Annotated in this window: 13 protein-coding genes; 7 read left to right on the top strand and 6 right to left on the bottom strand. The window is 61.0% G+C overall.

Annotated features, from left to right (window positions below; genetic code table 11):
* The first annotated feature begins 170 nt into the window (after positions 1-170).
* From GM79_RS09075 to GM79_RS09065, 3 genes are all read left to right on the top strand, one after another.
* Positions 171-1,958 carry an amino acid permease gene (locus GM79_RS09075; protein WP_035562569.1) on the top strand — a complete coding sequence of 596 codons (1,788 nt, stop codon included), beginning with the start codon at positions 171-173 and terminating at the stop codon, positions 1,956-1,958.
* A gap of 51 nt (positions 1,959-2,009) precedes the next feature.
* Positions 2,010-3,095 (top strand): sensor histidine kinase, encoded by a 1,086-nt coding sequence (locus GM79_RS09070; RefSeq protein WP_035562566.1) that lies wholly within the window; start codon positions 2,010-2,012, stop codon positions 3,093-3,095.
* A gap of 88 nt (positions 3,096-3,183) precedes the next feature.
* Positions 3,184-4,158, top strand: a complete 975-nt coding sequence (locus GM79_RS09065) for a lipid A deacylase LpxR family protein (RefSeq protein WP_161787147.1) — start codon at positions 3,184-3,186, stop codon at positions 4,156-4,158.
* Between the two features lie 186 nt (positions 4,159-4,344).
* Here the strand turns inward: GM79_RS09065 and GM79_RS09060 are convergent, their stop codons facing one another.
* Positions 4,345-5,385 carry a DMT family transporter gene (locus GM79_RS09060; RefSeq protein ID WP_081867650.1) on the bottom strand — a complete coding sequence of 347 codons (1,041 nt, stop codon included), beginning with the start codon at positions 5,383-5,385 and terminating at the stop codon, positions 4,345-4,347.
* Between the two features lie 138 nt (positions 5,386-5,523).
* Here GM79_RS09060 and hemA point away from each other — a divergent pair, with 138 nt between their 5' ends.
* Positions 5,524-6,795: a glutamyl-tRNA reductase gene (hemA, locus tag GM79_RS09055; protein WP_035562559.1), complete on the top strand. Its 1,272-nt coding sequence runs from the start codon at positions 5,524-5,526 to the stop codon at positions 6,793-6,795.
* 84 nt (positions 6,796-6,879) lie between these two features.
* On the opposite strand, the gene GM79_RS09050 is transcribed toward hemA, so the two are convergent.
* The 4 genes from GM79_RS09050 to GM79_RS09035 all read right to left on the bottom strand — a co-directional run bounded on the left by GM79_RS09050 (position 6,880) and on the right by GM79_RS09035 (position 11,850).
* Positions 6,880-9,435, bottom strand: coding sequence for an FdhF/YdeP family oxidoreductase (locus GM79_RS09050; RefSeq protein WP_081867649.1), 2,556 nt, complete (start codon positions 9,433-9,435; stop codon positions 6,880-6,882).
* A gap of 102 nt (positions 9,436-9,537) precedes the next feature.
* The gene (locus GM79_RS09045) at positions 9,538-9,885 is read right to left on the bottom strand and encodes a DUF7009 family protein (protein ID WP_035562556.1); all 348 of its coding nucleotides are present in this window, start codon (positions 9,883-9,885) and stop codon (positions 9,538-9,540) included.
* Positions 9,886-9,981: 96 nt separating this feature from the next.
* Complete coding sequence (gene fdhD, locus GM79_RS09040; protein ID WP_051718695.1) at positions 9,982-10,860, bottom strand: formate dehydrogenase accessory sulfurtransferase FdhD; 879 nt, start codon at positions 10,858-10,860, stop codon at positions 9,982-9,984.
* 285 nt (positions 10,861-11,145) lie between these two features.
* Positions 11,146-11,850, bottom strand: coding sequence for a DsbA family oxidoreductase (locus tag GM79_RS09035; RefSeq protein WP_035562551.1), 705 nt, complete (start codon positions 11,848-11,850; stop codon positions 11,146-11,148).
* Positions 11,851-12,068: 218 nt separating this feature from the next.
* On the opposite strand from GM79_RS09035, the gene GM79_RS09030 reads away from it, so the two are divergent.
* Complete coding sequence (locus GM79_RS09030) at positions 12,069-13,064, top strand: aldo/keto reductase (RefSeq protein WP_035562548.1); 996 nt, start codon at positions 12,069-12,071, stop codon at positions 13,062-13,064.
* A 194-nt stretch (positions 13,065-13,258) separates the two neighbouring features.
* Complete coding sequence (locus GM79_RS09025; protein ID WP_035562545.1) at positions 13,259-13,873, top strand: hypothetical protein; 615 nt, start codon at positions 13,259-13,261, stop codon at positions 13,871-13,873.
* 149 nt (positions 13,874-14,022) lie between these two features.
* Here the strand turns inward: GM79_RS09025 and GM79_RS09020 are convergent, their stop codons facing one another.
* Complete coding sequence (locus GM79_RS09020) at positions 14,023-14,469, bottom strand: DUF2141 domain-containing protein (protein WP_081867648.1); 447 nt, start codon at positions 14,467-14,469, stop codon at positions 14,023-14,025.
* Positions 14,470-14,762: 293 nt separating this feature from the next.
* On the opposite strand from GM79_RS09020, the gene GM79_RS09015 reads away from it, so the two are divergent.
* Positions 14,763-16,097, top strand: a complete 1,335-nt coding sequence (locus GM79_RS09015; RefSeq protein ID WP_051718693.1) for an NAD(P)/FAD-dependent oxidoreductase — start codon at positions 14,763-14,765, stop codon at positions 16,095-16,097.
* Positions 16,098-16,115: the final 18 nt, after the last annotated feature.

Raw genomic sequence — 16,115 nt, 5'->3', positions numbered from 1 at the left:
GGCCCAGTTTTCGTGGCAGGGCTGCGGAATGGCGAGGGTAACAGGCGGGCGCATAAGCGGAAGGAGGGGTAAAAGGGACTGCTTTGCTGATGCACGCCAAGGCCGGATTGCACACGCCCCCGTCATTTTGCTTTATCTTTTGCCCTTCAAACCCGTCCCGCCCACCCTGCATGCGCTCTGATAAGTCCCTGTTTCGCCGCAAAACCATTGCGGCCATCCTCCAAAATCCACCCGCCGATGCCGAGGGCCACGCGCCCGGCGGCCTCGAACGTCACCTCACCGTGCGCGACCTCACGGCGCTGGGCATCGCGGCCATTATCGGGGCCGGCATTTTCAGCACCATCGGCAAGGCCAGCCTCGACGGCGGGCCGGCCGTGTCGCTGCTGTTCGTGTTCACGGCTGTGGCCTGTGCGTTTTCGGCGCTGTGCTACGCGCAGTTCGCGGCCACCATTCCGGTCAGCGGCTCGGCCTACACCTACGCCTACGCCTCGTTTGGAGAACTCGCAGCCTGGATTATCGGCTGGGCGCTGATTATGGAATACGCGGTGGGCAACATCGTGGTGGCCATTTCCTGGTCCGACTATTTCACCGGCCTGCTTGATGGCATCGGGCTGCACATTCCGGCCTACCTCAGCACCGGCACCCAAAGCGCCTATCAGGGCTACAACGCCGTGCTGGCCCTCATGCAGGCCAAGCTGCCGCTCTCGCAGGCCACGCCCGCGCAGCTCGAAGGCTACAACATCTGGAACTCCGCCCCTGTCCTGTTCGGCGACTGGCATTTGGTGGTCGACCTGCCGGCGTTCTCCATCACGGTGGCCATTACGGCGCTGGTGTACGTGGGCATCAAGGAAAGCAAGACGGCTTCCAACATCCTGGTACTACTAAAACTGATTGTGGTTGTGGTGGTTATCGCCGTGGGCGCATTCTACATCGAGCCGGCCAACTGGAGCCCCTTCGCCCCCAACGGCGTGGGCGGCGTGCTCAAGGGCGTGTCGGCGGTGTTCTTCGCCTACATCGGCTTCGATGCCATCTCGACTACCGCCGAGGAGTGTAAGAACCCGCAGCGCGACCTGCCCAAGGCCATGATGTACGCCCTCATCATCTGCACGGTGCTGTACGTTATTATCACGCTGGTGCTCACTGGCATGGTGCCCTACACCAAGCTCGGCGTGGGCGACCCGCTCTCGTTTGTATTTGCTGAAGTGGGCCTGCCCAAGCTCTCGGGCCTGGTGGCGGTGAGTGCGGTATTTGCCATGGCCTCGGTGCTGCTGGTGTTTCAGCTGGGCCAGCCGCGCATCTGGCTCACGATGAGCCGCGACGGGCTGCTGCCCAAGGTGTTTTCGCGCATTCACCCGCGCTTCCACACGCCCTCGTTTGCTACCATTGTCACGGGCTTTTTCGTGGCCGTGCCGGCGCTGGTTCTGAACATGGATTTGGTAGTGGACCTCACCAGCATCGGCACGCTGTTCGCGTTTGCGCTGGTTTGCGGCGGCATTCTCATCATCGACCCCTACGGCCGCTCCGAGGCCCGGTTTAAGGTGCCGTATATCAATGGCAAGTGGGTGGTACCGCTGGTGCTGGCCGTGGGCGCCTTCCTCATTTTCCGCTACAACGGTGCCAACAACCACGAGTTTGGGCTGGACGTGAGCGGGCAGCGCGGCTGGCTGCTGAAGGACGAGGTGAGCGGCAGCATCACCGGCGGCTTTGCCCACCAGATTCCCACAATCGTGTTTTTGATGTTTTGCGTAGCGCTGGCGGTGCTCTCGTTCCGCAAGCGCCTCTCGGCCCTGCCCGTGCTGGGCCTGCTCATCAACCTGTATTTGATGACGCAGCTCGGCATCAGCAACTGGACGCTGTTTTTCGTGTGGCTGCTCATCGGGCTGGCCGTGTATTTCGGCTACGGCTACCAAAACTCGAAGCTGAACCGCCTGACCGGAACGGAAGCTACTCCCGCTTAGCCGGCGAGGCTTACCCTCGGCCCTCCTTTTACCTGGGAAAACTACCCTGTGATGCTAGACCAGACTGAAGTATTGCACCACTTGCTGCAGGGAAGCCCGCTGCTGTTTTTCGCGTACAGCGTGAGCGCTGGTCAGGTATTGTATGTGAGCGAGGCCTACGAACAGCTATTTCCGACGGCCTGCCGCGATACTGTTACCCAGGACCTGCCGCGCCTGCTGAGCTACCTGCCCGCCCAGGACCAGGCCTACGCCCTGGCCTGCCTCAGCAATATCGCCAACGGTGAGCTGCACGACGACCTGCTGCTGCGCCTACAGCCCCAGCCCGACGCCCCGCTGCGGTGGCTGAGCGTGCGGGCCCACCGGGCCGTAGCCAGCGACGGACAGGTGCTACTCTGCGGCAGCGTGCAGGACGTGACCGTGGACCACGAGTACACGCGCAACGCCGACAAGTTCATGGCCAAAAAGAACACGACTCTGGAAATCCTGTCGCACGACCTGGCCGGGCCTTTCAACTTGCTACAGCAGATGGCAACGTTTTTTCAGGAAAAAACGCAGGCCCTGCAAGACCCGCAGGTGGAAAAAATGGTGCTGGTGATGCAGGAAACCTGCCGCGAGAGTGTGAACCTCATCCGCGAGTTCGTGGACAGCGAGTTTGCCGAGTCGGCCAGCGTGCAGCTCAAGCGCGAACGCGTGGACCTGGCTGCCAATCTCCGTCAGGTGATGGATACCTACCAGCGTTCCGAGCACCTGGTGGCCAAGCACTTCAGTTTCAGCAGCACGCCCGATGCCGTGTACATAGAGCTGGACAACAACAAGTTTTTGCAGGTAATAAACAACCTGATGTCCAACGCCATCAAGTTCACCGGCGAGGGCGGCCACATCTCGCTGGCGCTAGCGCAGCACCCCCAGTACGTACTGGTAACGGTGGCCGATGACGGTGTGGGTATTCCCGAAAAGTTTCAGCCCGTGCTGTTCGACCGCTTCACCCCGGCGCGGCGGCCGGGCCTGCGCGGCGAGAAAACCACGGGCCTGGGCATGTCCATCATTCAAACCCTGGTGCAGCTGCACGACGGCAGCATCTGGTTTGAGAGCCGGGAAGGCGTGGGCACTACGTTCTATATCAAGCTGCCCATTTGAGCTGGCCGGAGCCGGAAATGTGAGCTGCCCCAAACCCGCTGGAGGTTGCGGGGCCGTAGGTATGCCCTCCTCGTCCCCGGTTACTGCCATGCGTTCGCTCTTATTCTTGTTTTTTACCCTGCTGCTTGCCCTGCCCGGCCGCGCCCAAATGCTGCCGGACACCCTGCACCCCACCAGCCCCGACCGGCTGCTGCGCTACACCTACGCCAACGACTTTCTGTTTCGCACCGATTATTACTTCACCCAGGGCATGACCCTGACCCTGGTGCAGCCCAGCCTGGCGCGGCTGCCTACCCAGGGCCTGCTGTTCCGGGGCCCGGCTGGCAGCACCCAGTACCACGGCATTATGCTGCGCTACGACGGTTTCACGCCGCTACGCATCAAGGACGCGTTTATTCGGGAGGGCGACCGGCCGTACGCGTCGTACTTCTACGCCTCATTTTTCCGGGTGAGCAACCAGCGTCGGCAGCGCCTCACTACGGCGCTGGAGGTGGGCTTCATTGGCCCCGGCACGTTTGCCAAGGAATTCCAGCAGGCCATTCACCGGGCCACCAACAACCCCGAGCCCCGCGGCTGGGACTACCAGATTCAGACCGATGCCGTGCTGGGCTACCGCGTGGCCTACGAGCGGCAGCTGCTGGCCGTGAGTCGTTTTGTGGAAGTAGTGGGCACGGCGGAGGCTTCCGCCAGCACGCTCTACACCTACGCCGGCGCTGGTGCCCAGCTGCGGCTGGGTTTGCTGCAACCCTACTTTTCCAGCCTGGGCGTAGCGGGCGCCAGCAGCCGTGCCGGACAGGCGCAGTGGCAATTGTATGGCTATTCTTCGCTGCAAGGCCGCCTGGTGGGCTACGATGCCACGCTGCAAGGCGGAGTATTCAATCAAACTAACCCCTATGAGCTTGCGGCCAGCGCCATAGCGCGCACCGTGGCCCGCAACACCACCGGCTTGGTGCTGGCCCACAAAGGCTTCAGCCTGGAGGCTAATTCCACCTGGGTGTCACCGGAATTCGATGGGGCCCGCACCCACCGTTGGGGACAGCTGGTGGTGACGGCGGCGTTTTAGTTGCTGTGGGCGTGCAGCTATCCTATTTATGCAATCTTGCCCGGCCGCCAACCTCACCCCCTAACCCCCTCTTCCAAAAAGAGGGGGAACTAGCGCTAACTCTAAAAGTCTAAATTATAAAGAATTAAGGCTAAAAACTAGTCCCCCCTCTCTTTTGGAGAGGGGGCTAGGGGGTGAGGTGACGTCCTACCGCGCCCGGTGGATAATCAGCACCCCGGCCAGGATGATGACCATGCCCAGCAGATGCCAGAGGTTGAATGCCTCGCCGTCCAGCGCGCCCCATGCCAGGGCCACGATGGGAATCAAATACGTGCTTGATGAGGCGAACAGGGCTGTGGATTGCTGAATCAGTCGGTTGAAAAGCACCATCGCCACGGCCGTGCTCATGGTGGCCAGCAGGGCGATGTAGCCAAAGGCCGGCCAGGCGCCGGGCGCGGTGGCTAACTTGTGCAAAAAGTTGGTACCCACCAGCAGATACGCCAGCGCGGGCCCGCCGATGAGCAGTAGCAGCACGGCCGTCACCGCCATCGGGGTCATGCCGCCCAGCTTGTATTTGATAACGTTGACGCTCAGGCCGTAGCCGATGGTGGCAATCAGGATGTAGATGCCGTACCAGGCGTTGCCTTCGCCGGTGGGCGTGTCGGTGCCGCCGCTGCCGCCCAGCAGCAGCATCACCACCGTGCCCACCAAACCCAGCCCGATGCCCAGCACCCGCAGCCCCGTGAGCCGCTGCCCAAACAGCAGCGCGCCCATCAGCAGCGTAAACACCACCGTGAGGGCATTGAGCACACCCGCCAGCCCGGAGGCCAGCTTGGTTTCGGCATAAGCAAAGAGAAACGCCGGAATAAGCGTGCCCACCACCCCACTCACCGCCAGCCACTTAAACCGGCTGCGTTCGACCTGACCCACGTGGCGCAGGGCAAAAGGCAGCAGCAGCAGCGCCGCCACGCTCACGCGGGTAGCGCCCAGCTCCATCGCCGAAAACACGACCAGGCCTTTTTTCATCAAAATAAAAGACGTGCCCCAAATGCCCGCCAGCACGAAGAGCAGCACCCACGCCACGGGCGTGGTAACGCTGGGTGCGGCGCTGCCCGGCCCGGCAACTGCTTTTGCCGCTTTAGATGCCGTAGAAGCCGTTTCGCCAAAGATTCCGGCCCCGCCCGAAGCGGCTGCCACGGGAACAGGAGCGAGGGGAGCAGCGGGAACGGGTGCGTTTGGTAAGGCCATGCGGCAAAGGTACGAGGGGCCCACCGGCGGATTCGCGGGTAAATGCCGCCGGGGCCAAACCGTAGTATTGTTCCGCCTGTTTCATTCTTGCCGATTCCTGCCGTAATTTTGTAGCCCGGTTTCGTGCCGATTCAGTCTATGTCGCATCCGTTCAAGGCCGTTAGCCTCTCCTTCAAGAAAGCCCCGCTGGCCATCCGCGAGCTGCTTTCGCTGGATGAGGCGGCTTGTCGTCGTTTCCTGCACACGCTGCACCACGATTTAGGTCTTTCCGACCTGCTCGTGCTGAGTACCTGCAACCGCACCGAAGTGTACTACGCGGCCGAAGATGACCGCAGCCGCGAAATCATTCTCGCCCTCGGCCACCTCAAGGACCGCGCCGACATCGGCCAGTTCCTGCCCTATTTCGACCTGCTGCCCGACGCCGACGCGGCCGTGCGGCACCTTTTCGAAGTAGCCATGGGCCTCGACGCCCAGGTAGTGGGCGACCTGCAAATCAGCAATCAGGTGAAAACGGCCTACCAGTGGGCCGCCGATGCCGACGCCGCTGGCCCGTTCCTGCACCGCTTGCTGCACACGGTATTTTTCACCAATAAGCGCGTGCAGACCGAAACCAGCTTCCGCGATGGCGCGGCATCCATCAGCTACGCCGCGCTGGAACTAGTGGAGGAATTGACCGCTGACGTGGCCAACCCGCGCGTGCTGGTAGTAGGACTGGGCGAGATTGGTGCCGACGTGTGCCGCCACCTGGCCGCCAGCAAGGCGTTTGGCGATATCACCATTTGCAACCGCACCCGCGCCAAGGCCGAGGAGTTGGCCGAAGAGTGCGGCATGCGCCTCGTGGATTTCGAAGATTTGGTGCCCGCCTTGAAGGACGCCGATGTTATCATCTCCTCCATCAACCGTACCGACCCCTTTTTCACCCGCGAATTGGTGGAGAACCTCGATGTGCTCAGCTTCAAGTTCTTCGTGGACCTGAGCGTGCCCCGTAGCATTGGTTCCGACGTGGAGCAGGTGCCCGGCGTGCTGGTTTATAACATCGACGCCATTCAGAGCAAAGCCTCGGCCGCGCTGCAAACGCGCCTGGCAGCCGTGCCCCAGGTGCGCGCCATCATTGCCGAAAGCATTGCCGGCCTCAACGACTGGGCCAAGGAAATGATGGTTTCGCCGCTCATCCAAAAGATGAAAGCCAACCTCGAAACCATCCGCCAGGAAGAGCTGGACCGCTACCAGAAGCGCGCTACGCCCGCCGAAAGCAAGCTCCTCGACGAAGCCACCCGCTCCCTGATGCAGAAGATTCTGAAGCAGCACGTGCTGCACCTGAAAGCCGCCTGTCGCCGCGACAACGGTGAACACATGGTGGAGCTATTGGGCGAACTGTTCGATTTGGAGAAAACGGTCGAAACAGCGTAATTTCTTTGCTCGATTAACAGAAAAGGCCCCGTCTCATACTTGAGTCGGGGCCTTTTCTGTTATCACTTTTTTGCAATATTCTGGCTACTCGGCCATCATCGCCTCGCGGGACTTAACCCGCTTTTCGTTGTTCACGGCCGTAGGCACCACCGTTACTACCACGTACTTGGATGTGGGCGTGTTGCTGACCTTAGCCACACTGTTAATTGGTATCAGCGGGTTGGCCTCGGGGAAATAGGCCGACACGTTGCCTTTCGGGATGTCGTAGGGCACGGCCACGAATTTCTCCACCGTGCGCTCGGCGCCCTCAAAATGGCTGGTGATATCGATGAGGTCTTTGGCCTTGATGCCACGGTCGGCCATGTCGTCGCGGTGCATAAATAGCACGCGGCGCTCGCCCTGAATGCCGCGGTACCGGTCGTTGTACTCGTAGATGGTGGTGTTGAACTGGTCGTGGCTGCGCACGGTCATCAGCACCAGCTGGCCGGGTTCGAGGTGGTGCTTCTCCAGCTGGGTGGTGGAAAAGTTGGCCTTGCCGTTTTTGGTGGTAAACCTCCGCTCGCGGGGGCCGTTGGGCAGGTAGAATCCGCCGGGGCGGCGCAGCTTCTCATTGAAGTCCTCAAAACCCGGAATCACGCGGCTGATGTGGTCGCGAATGACGTCGTAATTCTCCGTCATGGCTACCCAATCGGCGATATTGGTTTTGTCGCCCAGGGTGGCAATGGCCACGCCCGCGATGATGGCGACTTCGCTCATCATCTGGCCGGGCAGGGGCACCAGCACGCCTTTGTTCTGGCTCACCACGCCCATCGAATTCTCGCAGGAAGTCATCTGGTGCCCGGCTTTCTGCATGTCAATGTCCAGGTGCGTGAAGCAGGGTAGCAGCAAGCTGGTGTCGCCGGTCACGAGATGGCCGCGGTTGAGCTTGGTACCCACAAAAACGGTGAGCTTCTGCTTGCGCATGCCTTCGGCAATGACTTCGGTGTCGGGGCCGGCGGCCAGCAAATTGCCGCCAAAGCTGAAATACACCTTGGTTTGGCCCCGGTACATGGCCTTGAGGGAATCTACCACGTCGAGGCCGTGCTCGTAGGGCGGGCTGAAATTGAATTCCTTACCCAGCGAGTCCTGAAATTCCTTGGCGGGTTTTTCCCACACGCCCATCGTGCGGTCGCCCTGCACGTTGGAGTGGCCGCGCACCGGGCAGGTGCCCGCGCCGGGCTTGCCGATGGCGCCCTTCATCAGGTGCAGGTTCACGATTTCCTGGATGGTTTGCACGCCCTGGCGCTGCTGCGTAACGCCCATGGCCCAGCAGGTAATAATTTTCTGCTTGGTGGCCAGCATGTTGGCCGCTTCCAGCAGCTGAGCGCGGCTGATGCCGCTCTCCGATTCGATGTCTTCCCAGCTGGTGTTGCGAATGTTCTGCTCGAAGGACTCGAACCCGGTGGTATGCTCGGCAATGAAGCCGTGGTCCACTACCCGGCCGGGGTTGAGTTCTTCAGCTTCGAAAAGGTGCTTCATGATGCCGCGCAGCAGGGCCATGTCGCCATCAATCCGGACTTGCAGAAACAGGTCGGTAATCTGGGTGCCGTCGCCGATGAGGGCGCCCAGGGCCCGCAGCGGGTTCATAAAATCCTGAGGGTTTTTGAAGTTCTGAAGGCCTGCTTCAATCAGCGGATTTACGCTGATGATTTTGGCCCCGTTGCGCTTGGCCTTTTGCAGCGCCGACAGCATGCGCGGGTGGTTGGTGCCGGGGTTCTGACCGATGATGAGAATAACTTCGGCCTCGTGCAAATCGTTGAGCGTGACGGAGCCTTTGCCCAGGCCCAGGGTGGGGCTAAGCGCCGAGCCGCTGCTCTCGTGGCACATATTGGAGCAATCGGGCAGGTTGTTGGTACCAAACTGCTTGGCGAAGAGCTGGAATAGAAAAGCCGGCTCGTTCGGCACCTTGCCGGAGGTGTAGAAAATGGCTTCGTCGGGCGAATTCAGCGCGTTCAGCTCATCACCAATAATTTTGAACGCATCGGGCCAGGTAATGGGGCTGTAATGGTTGTCGCCGGGGCGTTTTACCATCGGATGCGTGAGGCGGCCGGCGTTGTTCTGGTCGCGGTCGGTCATGCGCGAGAGCTCGGCCAGACTGTATTTGGCGAAAAACTCGGGTCCGGCCGCCTTATCGTCGGCGTCGGAGGCGGTGGCCTTGGCGCCGTTCTCGCAGAACTCGGCCACCGAGCGGTGGTCATCGGGGTCAGGCCAGGCACAGCTGGAGCAGTCGAAACCGTCCTTCTGGTTCATCCGAAGCAGGCCCTTGGTACCGCGCTGCAGGCCGCCCTCGCTCCAGCTGAATTCCATCGACTTGATAACGGCCGTGACGCCGGCGGCCACCCGGTCCTGCTCCTTCAATTTGAGCCCCGTCAGGGCTTCCGGGGGCTGGGCCAGAATGGGATGGCGGTACTTGGCGTTGGGCACATCGGGCGCGTCTATATTGCTCATGTCGTGGTGGCTTTGGGAGGCGGGGGTATAGTGGTCGGGCGCGGGGGCAGCACCCTGGTCGGGCCGCTCGCCGCTGCGGGGCTGGTTGCTTTCAGCGCCTTGCTGCTCGGTTTTGCCAGCCTGACTGGGGTCTTCAGCGGGAGATTTTTCCATGGGAATTCAATTAAAAATTGAGCGTTGGACAACAGACACAAGCAAAACAGGGAGGCGCCGGCCAAGGGGCCGGTTTCGTTTCTCGACTTATTCCGCCCCTACTCAATGGCGGCAGTCGAGGTCTTTCTCAACCAAAACAGTAAGCTGCTGGTTTTCAGCCAGCGGCAGGACGTGCGAAAACCCGTTCTGGTCGGTTTCCACCCAAGCTTTGGCCAACGCGAAGGGCACGCGCACTGTGATGGCGCCCGGCTCGTAGTACACTTGCACGGGCTCGGCCAGCGGCGCAGTTTGCGCCATTTCCGAGCCTCGCTCCAAGGCATACGCAAGCTGCTGGCCGGCGCCGGCGCCAAAGTGTACGCTGGAAACCACCCGGCCGGTAGTTGCAAATTCCTGCAATTCGGAGCCGGAAAGGCGCAGCCGCAGGGTGTCGTCTTCAATGCGGAGTTTCATGATGCGGAAGGCTTGAATCGCCCTCTCCAAAGGTAACGCAAAGCACGGACGGCCGTTGCAGGCAACTATAGCAATTGAGCAACTTTTCTGTGACCCCTAATTATTAACTTCTTTCAACCGCCAGCCGTGGCTGTACACGTTGTAGCGACCCTGCCGCACGAAGCCCAGCACCGTCATGCCAAAGCTTTCGGCGGCCTGCACCGCCAGGCTGCTCGGGGCACCCACAGCGGCGATGATGCCGATGCCCGCCGCTGCGGCTTTCTGCACCAGCTCGAAGCTGACGCGGCCGCTCACCAGCAGCACGTGCTGGTGCAGCGGCAGCCAATCGGCCAGCAGCGCGGCCCCAATCACCTTGTCCAGGGCATTGTGGCGGCCCACGTCTTCGCGCAGCAAAAGCAGCTCACCGGCCGGCGTAAACAGCGCGGCGGCATGCTGGCCACCGGTTTGCTCGAAGCCGGCCTGGGCGGCGCGCAGGCGCTCGGGCAGCAGGTGTACCGTTTCGTAGTGCAGGTAGGGGCCGGCGGTGGGCAGCACGGGGCAGGAAGCATTGCGCACGGCGTCGATGCTGGTTTTGCCGCACACCCCGCAGCTGGAGCTGGTGTAAAAATGCCGCTCCAGCGCCCCAAAATCTACTTTTACGTGGGCCGCGAGCTCGGCGCGAGTCACGTTGCCGGCTTCCTCAGCCTTCTGTACATCGGGGCAGGGAATGATGCCCAGCACGTCGGCCTTGCCCTGAATAATGCCCTCGGTGAGCAGGAACCCGGCGGCCAGCTCTTCGTCGTGCCCCGGCGTCCGCATCGTCACGGACAGGGTGCGGTGCTGCCGCTGCCCCGCCACCTCGTAGCCCACGCGGATTTCGAGCGGTTCCTCGGCCGCAAGCTGGTCGGAAGCCGAAACGGGCGGACCGGCGCCACTCACTTTCTGAATGGTGGCAAACTCGTAGCTGGCGGCGGGAAGCAGGATGGCGGGGTCCATTTATACAGGAGCCATTAGCTTTTAGCTAATAGCTGTTAGCTCTGGTTTTGACACGACTTGCGCACGGCAGCTGAGCGGGAAGGGTGGCTAGCAGGGAACGTCGCGAAAGTTTATCTGAAAGTAAGGGCTGACGTGCGTACCAGCAATACACCGGAAGAATTTCAGCCACTAAACGGCGCGTTTAAGTAACCGGCCAAAATCATTTGCACAACGACCTGAGTGTAATAATCTGAATAACAACAAGAAAACTATCAGCTATTAGCTAAAAGCTAACGGCTCATTACTTTACACCTCGCAGCCGTCGGGCCCGCAGGCGGGGCCGTCGGCCAGCATCACCGGGGCAGGTTTAGCGGGCCGGGACTCGTCCCACACTTTTTCCAACACCTCGGCGAACAGCTCAGTGGGTTGGGCGCCCGATACCGCGTACTTGTCTTCGAAGATGAAGAAAGGCACGCCGCGCACGTTGATTTGCTGGGCCTGGTATTCGTCGTAGCGCACTTGCTCGGCGTAGGTACCAGCGGTGAGGGCAGCGCGGGCTTCCTCGGCGTCGAGGCCGATTTCGGTGGCCAGCTGCGCCAGCGTGTCGATTTCGTTCAGGTTCTGGCCTTGTAGGTAATAGGCGGCCATCAGGCGCTCCTTGGCTTCGCCCTGCTTGCCGTGCTTGGCGGCGAGGTGAATGAGCTGGTGGCCCAGGAAAGTATTGGTGGGCACGGCGTGGTCGAAGTCGTAATCCAAGCCTACTTCTTTGGCCATGTTGGCCATGTTATCACTCATTTGCTTGGCTTGGGCCACCGGAATACCTTTTTTCTCGGCCAGGGACTCGTACACGTTGCGGCCGGGCTCGGGCTGGTAGTCAGGCGTCAGCTCGAAGCTGCGCCAAACCACCTCTACCTGATTGGCGTGCGGGAATTTTTCGAGGGCGTGCTCGAAGCGGCGCTTACCGATGTAGCAGAAGGGGCAAACGATGTCGGACCAGATTTCAACTTTCATAATAAAGGGCGTTATAAAACCAATGTAGGTACAACAATTGAGTTGGTCCAAAAAGTTTACGGATTATTGCCGCGCGGCGGTGCCTGGCGGGCGGCTGGTATCCCCGCCGCAGCTTTGGGCGGGGCGCAACATTCCACTGACAAGCGCAGTTAGCCGCCTTGGCTCCTCCCCTGCCGGAGCAGCCGTTTTTCTCACCAGAACACCTCCCCTCCCCTTTTATGGAATTTCAAGAATTAGGCTCTTCCGGCGTCCGGGTTTCGCGCATTGCTTTCGGTAGCTGGGCGGCCGGCGGCTGGATGTGGGGCGGCACCGAACAAAACGACGCCGTGGGCGCCATCCAGGCCAGCTACGATTTGGGCGTGACCAGCATCGATACGGCGCCCGTGTACGGCATGGGCCTGAGCGAGCAGATTGTGGGCGAAGCCCTCAAAACCCTGCCGCGCGACAAGGTGCAAATCCTCACCAAGTTCGGCATGCGCTGGGATTTGGCCCAGGGCGAATTCGCCATGAAAACCAAGGACAACAGCGGCCACGACCTCGACGTGTATAAATACGCCGGCCGCGACAGCATTATAAAAGAGTGCGAAGACAGCCTGCGCCGCCTCGGCACCGACTACATCGACCTCTACCAGCAGCACTGGCCCGACAGCACCACCCCGATTGATGAGACGATGGAGGCCCTGGCGCGCCTCGTGGAGCAGGGCAAGGTGCGGGCCGCGGGCGTGAGCAACTACTCGGTGGCCCAGATGCAGGAAGCCCAAAAAACCCTGCGCCTGGTTTCAAATCAGGTGCCTTACAGCATGGTGCGGCGCGCTATTGAGGCCGATGTGGTGCCATACTGCCTCGAAAACAACCAAGCCATTCTGGTGTACAGCCCGCTGCAGCTGGGCTTGCTGACGGGCAAAATTAAGCCCGGCCAGGGGTTTGGCGAAGGTGACCTGCGCAACGGCCACCGCTTGTTCACGCCCGAAGCCGTGACCCGCACCAACGCTGTGCTGAACAAAATTCGCCCGCTGGCCGAGACCAAAAACGCCACCCTTGGCCAGCTGGTGCTGCGCTGGACGCTGGCGCAGCCCGGCATCGGCGTGGCGCTGGTGGGCGCCCGCAATCCCGAGCAGGCCGTGCAAAACGCCCGCGCCATGAGCTTTCAACTCACGTTTGAGGAAATCGACTTCATCAACAAGCAGCTGGCGACCCTGCAACCGGCATTGTAGGAACGCGCCCTGGCGCGTTCTGCGGCTGAAAGACGCGCACTGAACGCCCCAGGGCGCGTTCAATACAGATGGAATGGCCAACCGCAATTGGCCGGTACAGGCCCGCTAATGGGAAACTAAAAGCAGCTACCGCAGCCGTACTTTTTGCGAGTATCTTGCGCTATCTACCCTTACTTACTGCTCCCCCCCGCGCAATGGCTCACTACCGCATTCAAACAAGGCTCATCAAGCTATTTCTGACGCTCCTGTTTCTGGGCCTGGTACCGGTGGCCTGCTGCCGGGAGGAAAAGCGTGATTTCGCTAGCCTGCGGGAAATAATGCTGTTTATGACCGAGCCGGCCCCAGGTAGCCCAGTGCTCATTGAGGGGGCGCGCACCTCGGCGCCGGAGCTGTTGGTGGCCGTGCGGCTTGATGTGGATTTGGTGGCAGGCACCTGGGGCGGCTCGCCGTTTGTGAGCCAAGCCCAGGCCTGGCAGTGCGAAGATGGGGGCATGAAAGGCCTGAAAGAGAAGGTGGCGGCAGTGACGCTCACCAGCAACAACGCATTTAATGGCGTGCCCGCGGGCCAGTCGCTGGAAACATTCGTGCGCTGCACCGGCGGCTACAATCGGTACAGCAACCTGGATTTTCCCCTGGCTCAGCTCGCCGACTCGCTGAGCAAATGGCAAGCGCCCGACCTCTACATGCCAATCAGCCTGCGCATCGGCCCCAAGCCAACCGGCGGAACGCCGCAGCAATTCACCTTGCGCATCCGCACGGCCAGCGGCAGAGAACTGGCCAAAGCAACCCCGGAAATTATTTGGGAATAACCGCCTGCCGCGCCGGCATATTCACGCACAACGGCGGGTAGCTCCCCTGGCCAGGCAGCAGTTAAGCATAAGGCAACGCACTTTGGATAACTGGCAACCAATTGGCAATCAAAACAATAACCTGTCGATTAAAGCTTATGGCTCACCGCTTAGTCTTTGAGCACGATGCTCACGACTTTGCCCGGCCCGTCTACCATGAACTTACATTCGTCAAACACCGGGGCGGCGATGGTGGGCCGCACGTTGTTGGAAAACGCGTAGGGCTCGGTGGGGATGCCGATGAAGTTCTTGTCGATTTTGTCGTTGTTGTTGAGGTCCTGGGTGATGGCCACGGCCCACTCGCCCTGCGGCAGCTCCACGGGCAGCGTAAACTGCCGCTTGCCTTCCGGCTTCACCGCCTTGGAAAATGCCCATTTGCCGCTCTTCAGGAACCCTTCGCGGGTGTTGTAGAAGTACAGCCGCACGGTAGAAGTGGTGGACACCAGCGACGTTACCACGACGGTTACGGACTGGTTTTCGACTACCCGAGGCCCCGGCGCAGCGGCTCCTAACAGGCAAGTACCAACCAACAGCGCAGCGGACGACAATACACTCATAAGCGAAAAACTAAGAAACGTGGAAGTAGCGCCCCAACAGCCGAACCTACGGTAAGAGTTCGATAACAGCCGGTTCCAGTCTCATGGTGGGAGCTTGCGGCGGCGCGGCTTTAACCACATTCGCCCCCGGTTTGCTTTGTAATCGAAGGTCGGAAGCTGCGGACTCTACGAGGCAAGCTCGGCCAAACAGCTGCTGTTCGAGCAGGCCGCCAACGAGCCAACAGCAACCCCTTGCCGCCGAATGCGGTAAGTAACGCCGCTGCCGGGCACTCGCCGGCCCCGAGATTTACCGCATGGAAGGCTTAATAAAGATTGATGACCTCGGCAAGCCGCGCGTGGTGATAGTGGGCGGCGGCTTTGGCGGTCTGGAGCTGGCCAAGGCGCTGGCCCAGGCCCCGGTGCAGGTCGTGCTCATCGACAAGCAGAACTACCACACGTTTCAGCCGCTGCTCTACCAGGTAGCCTCGGCCGGGATTGACGAGGGCGACATCGTGTCGCCGTTTCGCAAAATCCTGAGCCGACAGGAGAATTTCTACTTCCGCATGGCCGAGGTGAAAGCGGTGGACGCCGTGGCGCAGGTAGTGGAAACCAGCATCGGGCGCGTGCGCTACGACTACCTGGTGCTGGCCACCGGCGCCACCACCAACTATTTCGGCGACGAGCAGATGGCGAAAAATGCCATCGCCATCAAAAGCATCGACGATGCCATTGAGCTGCGCAACACCGTGCTCTCGAACTTTGAGCAGGCTTTACAGCTCGGCGACATCGGCGAAATCAACAGTCTGCTCGACTTCGTGATAGTGGGCGGCGGGCCCACGGGCGTCGAAATTGCCGGGGCCCTGAGCGAGCTGCGAACCCATGTGCTGCCCAAAGATTATCCCGAGCTGGACTTCAAGCAAATGGACATTCACCTGGTGCAAAGCGGGCCGGCGCTGCTCAAAGGCATGTCGGCCAATGCCTCGCAAAAAGCGCTGGAGGGGCTGAAGGAATTTGGCGTGCAGGTGTGGCTGGAGGCCCGCGTGAAATCCTACGACGGCTACACCGTCACGCTGAACACGGGCCAGCAGCTCATCACCCGCACGCTGATTTGGGCGGCCGGCGTCACGGGCGCGCCCATTGCCGGCCTGCGCTCCGAATGCCTGCTGCCCGGCAACCGCTACGCCGTAGACGAATGCAGCCGTGTGCGGGGTTACGAAAACGTGTTTGCCATCGGCGACATTGCCGCCATGCACACCGCCGCGCACCCCGAGGGCCATCCCATGGTGGCGCAGCCAGCGTTGCAGCAAGGCCGCCTGCTGGGCGAAAACCTGACCCGGCTGCTGGCCGGCCAGCCGCTCCAGCCGTTTCACTACCAGGACAAGGGCTCGATGGCCACCATCGGCCGCAACCACGCCGTGGCCGACGTGAAGCTTTTCGGCCGCGAATACCATCTGCAGGGCTTCTTGGCCTGGCTGGCCTGGGGCGTGGTGCACGTGGCGTCCCTCATCGGCTTCCGCAACCGCGTGATGGTGCTGCTGCAATGGACGTGGAGCTACCTTAGCTACGACAAGGGGCGGCGCTACATCATCGGCAAAACCAAGGATTTAGCACAGAAAGTAGTAGCGGATGACGACAAGGCCATTGTGTAGTTAGCGCAACGCCGCCAA

The organism is Hymenobacter sp. IS2118, assembly GCF_000715495.1.
In the GTDB taxonomy this organism is placed as follows: domain Bacteria; phylum Bacteroidota; class Bacteroidia; order Cytophagales; family Hymenobacteraceae; genus Hymenobacter.
The sequence above is the reverse complement of the archived record's forward strand: the minus strand, read 5'-3'. Positions and strand labels throughout refer to the sequence as shown.

Bases quoted from the DNA above. Each gene is read 5' to 3' on its own strand.
- hemA (WP_035562559.1), top strand. From the start codon at position 5,524: ATGTCGCATCCGTTCAAGGCCGTTAGCCTCTCCTTCAAGAAAGCCCCG.
- GM79_RS09025 (WP_035562545.1), top strand. From the start codon at position 13,259: ATGGCTCACTACCGCATTCAAACAAGGCTCATCAAGCTATTTCTGACG.
- GM79_RS09035 (WP_035562551.1), bottom strand. From the start codon at position 11,850: ATGAAAGTTGAAATCTGGTCCGACATCGTTTGCCCCTTCTGCTACATC.
- GM79_RS09015 (WP_051718693.1), top strand. From the start codon at position 14,763: ATGGAAGGCTTAATAAAGATTGATGACCTCGGCAAGCCGCGCGTGGTG.
- GM79_RS09020 (WP_081867648.1), bottom strand. From the start codon at position 14,469: ATGAGTGTATTGTCGTCCGCTGCGCTGTTGGTTGGTACTTGCCTGTTA.
- GM79_RS09045 (WP_035562556.1), bottom strand. From the start codon at position 9,885: ATGAAACTCCGCATTGAAGACGACACCCTGCGGCTGCGCCTTTCCGGC.
- GM79_RS09030 (WP_035562548.1), top strand. From the start codon at position 12,069: ATGGAATTTCAAGAATTAGGCTCTTCCGGCGTCCGGGTTTCGCGCATT.
- GM79_RS09065 (WP_161787147.1), top strand. From the start codon at position 3,184: ATGCGTTCGCTCTTATTCTTGTTTTTTACCCTGCTGCTTGCCCTGCCC.
- GM79_RS09060 (WP_081867650.1), bottom strand. From the start codon at position 5,385: ATGGCCTTACCAAACGCACCCGTTCCCGCTGCTCCCCTCGCTCCTGTT.
- GM79_RS09050 (WP_081867649.1), bottom strand. From the start codon at position 9,435: ATGGAAAAATCTCCCGCTGAAGACCCCAGTCAGGCTGGCAAAACCGAG.
- GM79_RS09070 (WP_035562566.1), top strand. From the start codon at position 2,010: ATGCTAGACCAGACTGAAGTATTGCACCACTTGCTGCAGGGAAGCCCG.
- fdhD (WP_051718695.1), bottom strand. From the start codon at position 10,860: ATGGACCCCGCCATCCTGCTTCCCGCCGCCAGCTACGAGTTTGCCACC.
- GM79_RS09075 (WP_035562569.1), top strand. From the start codon at position 171: ATGCGCTCTGATAAGTCCCTGTTTCGCCGCAAAACCATTGCGGCCATC.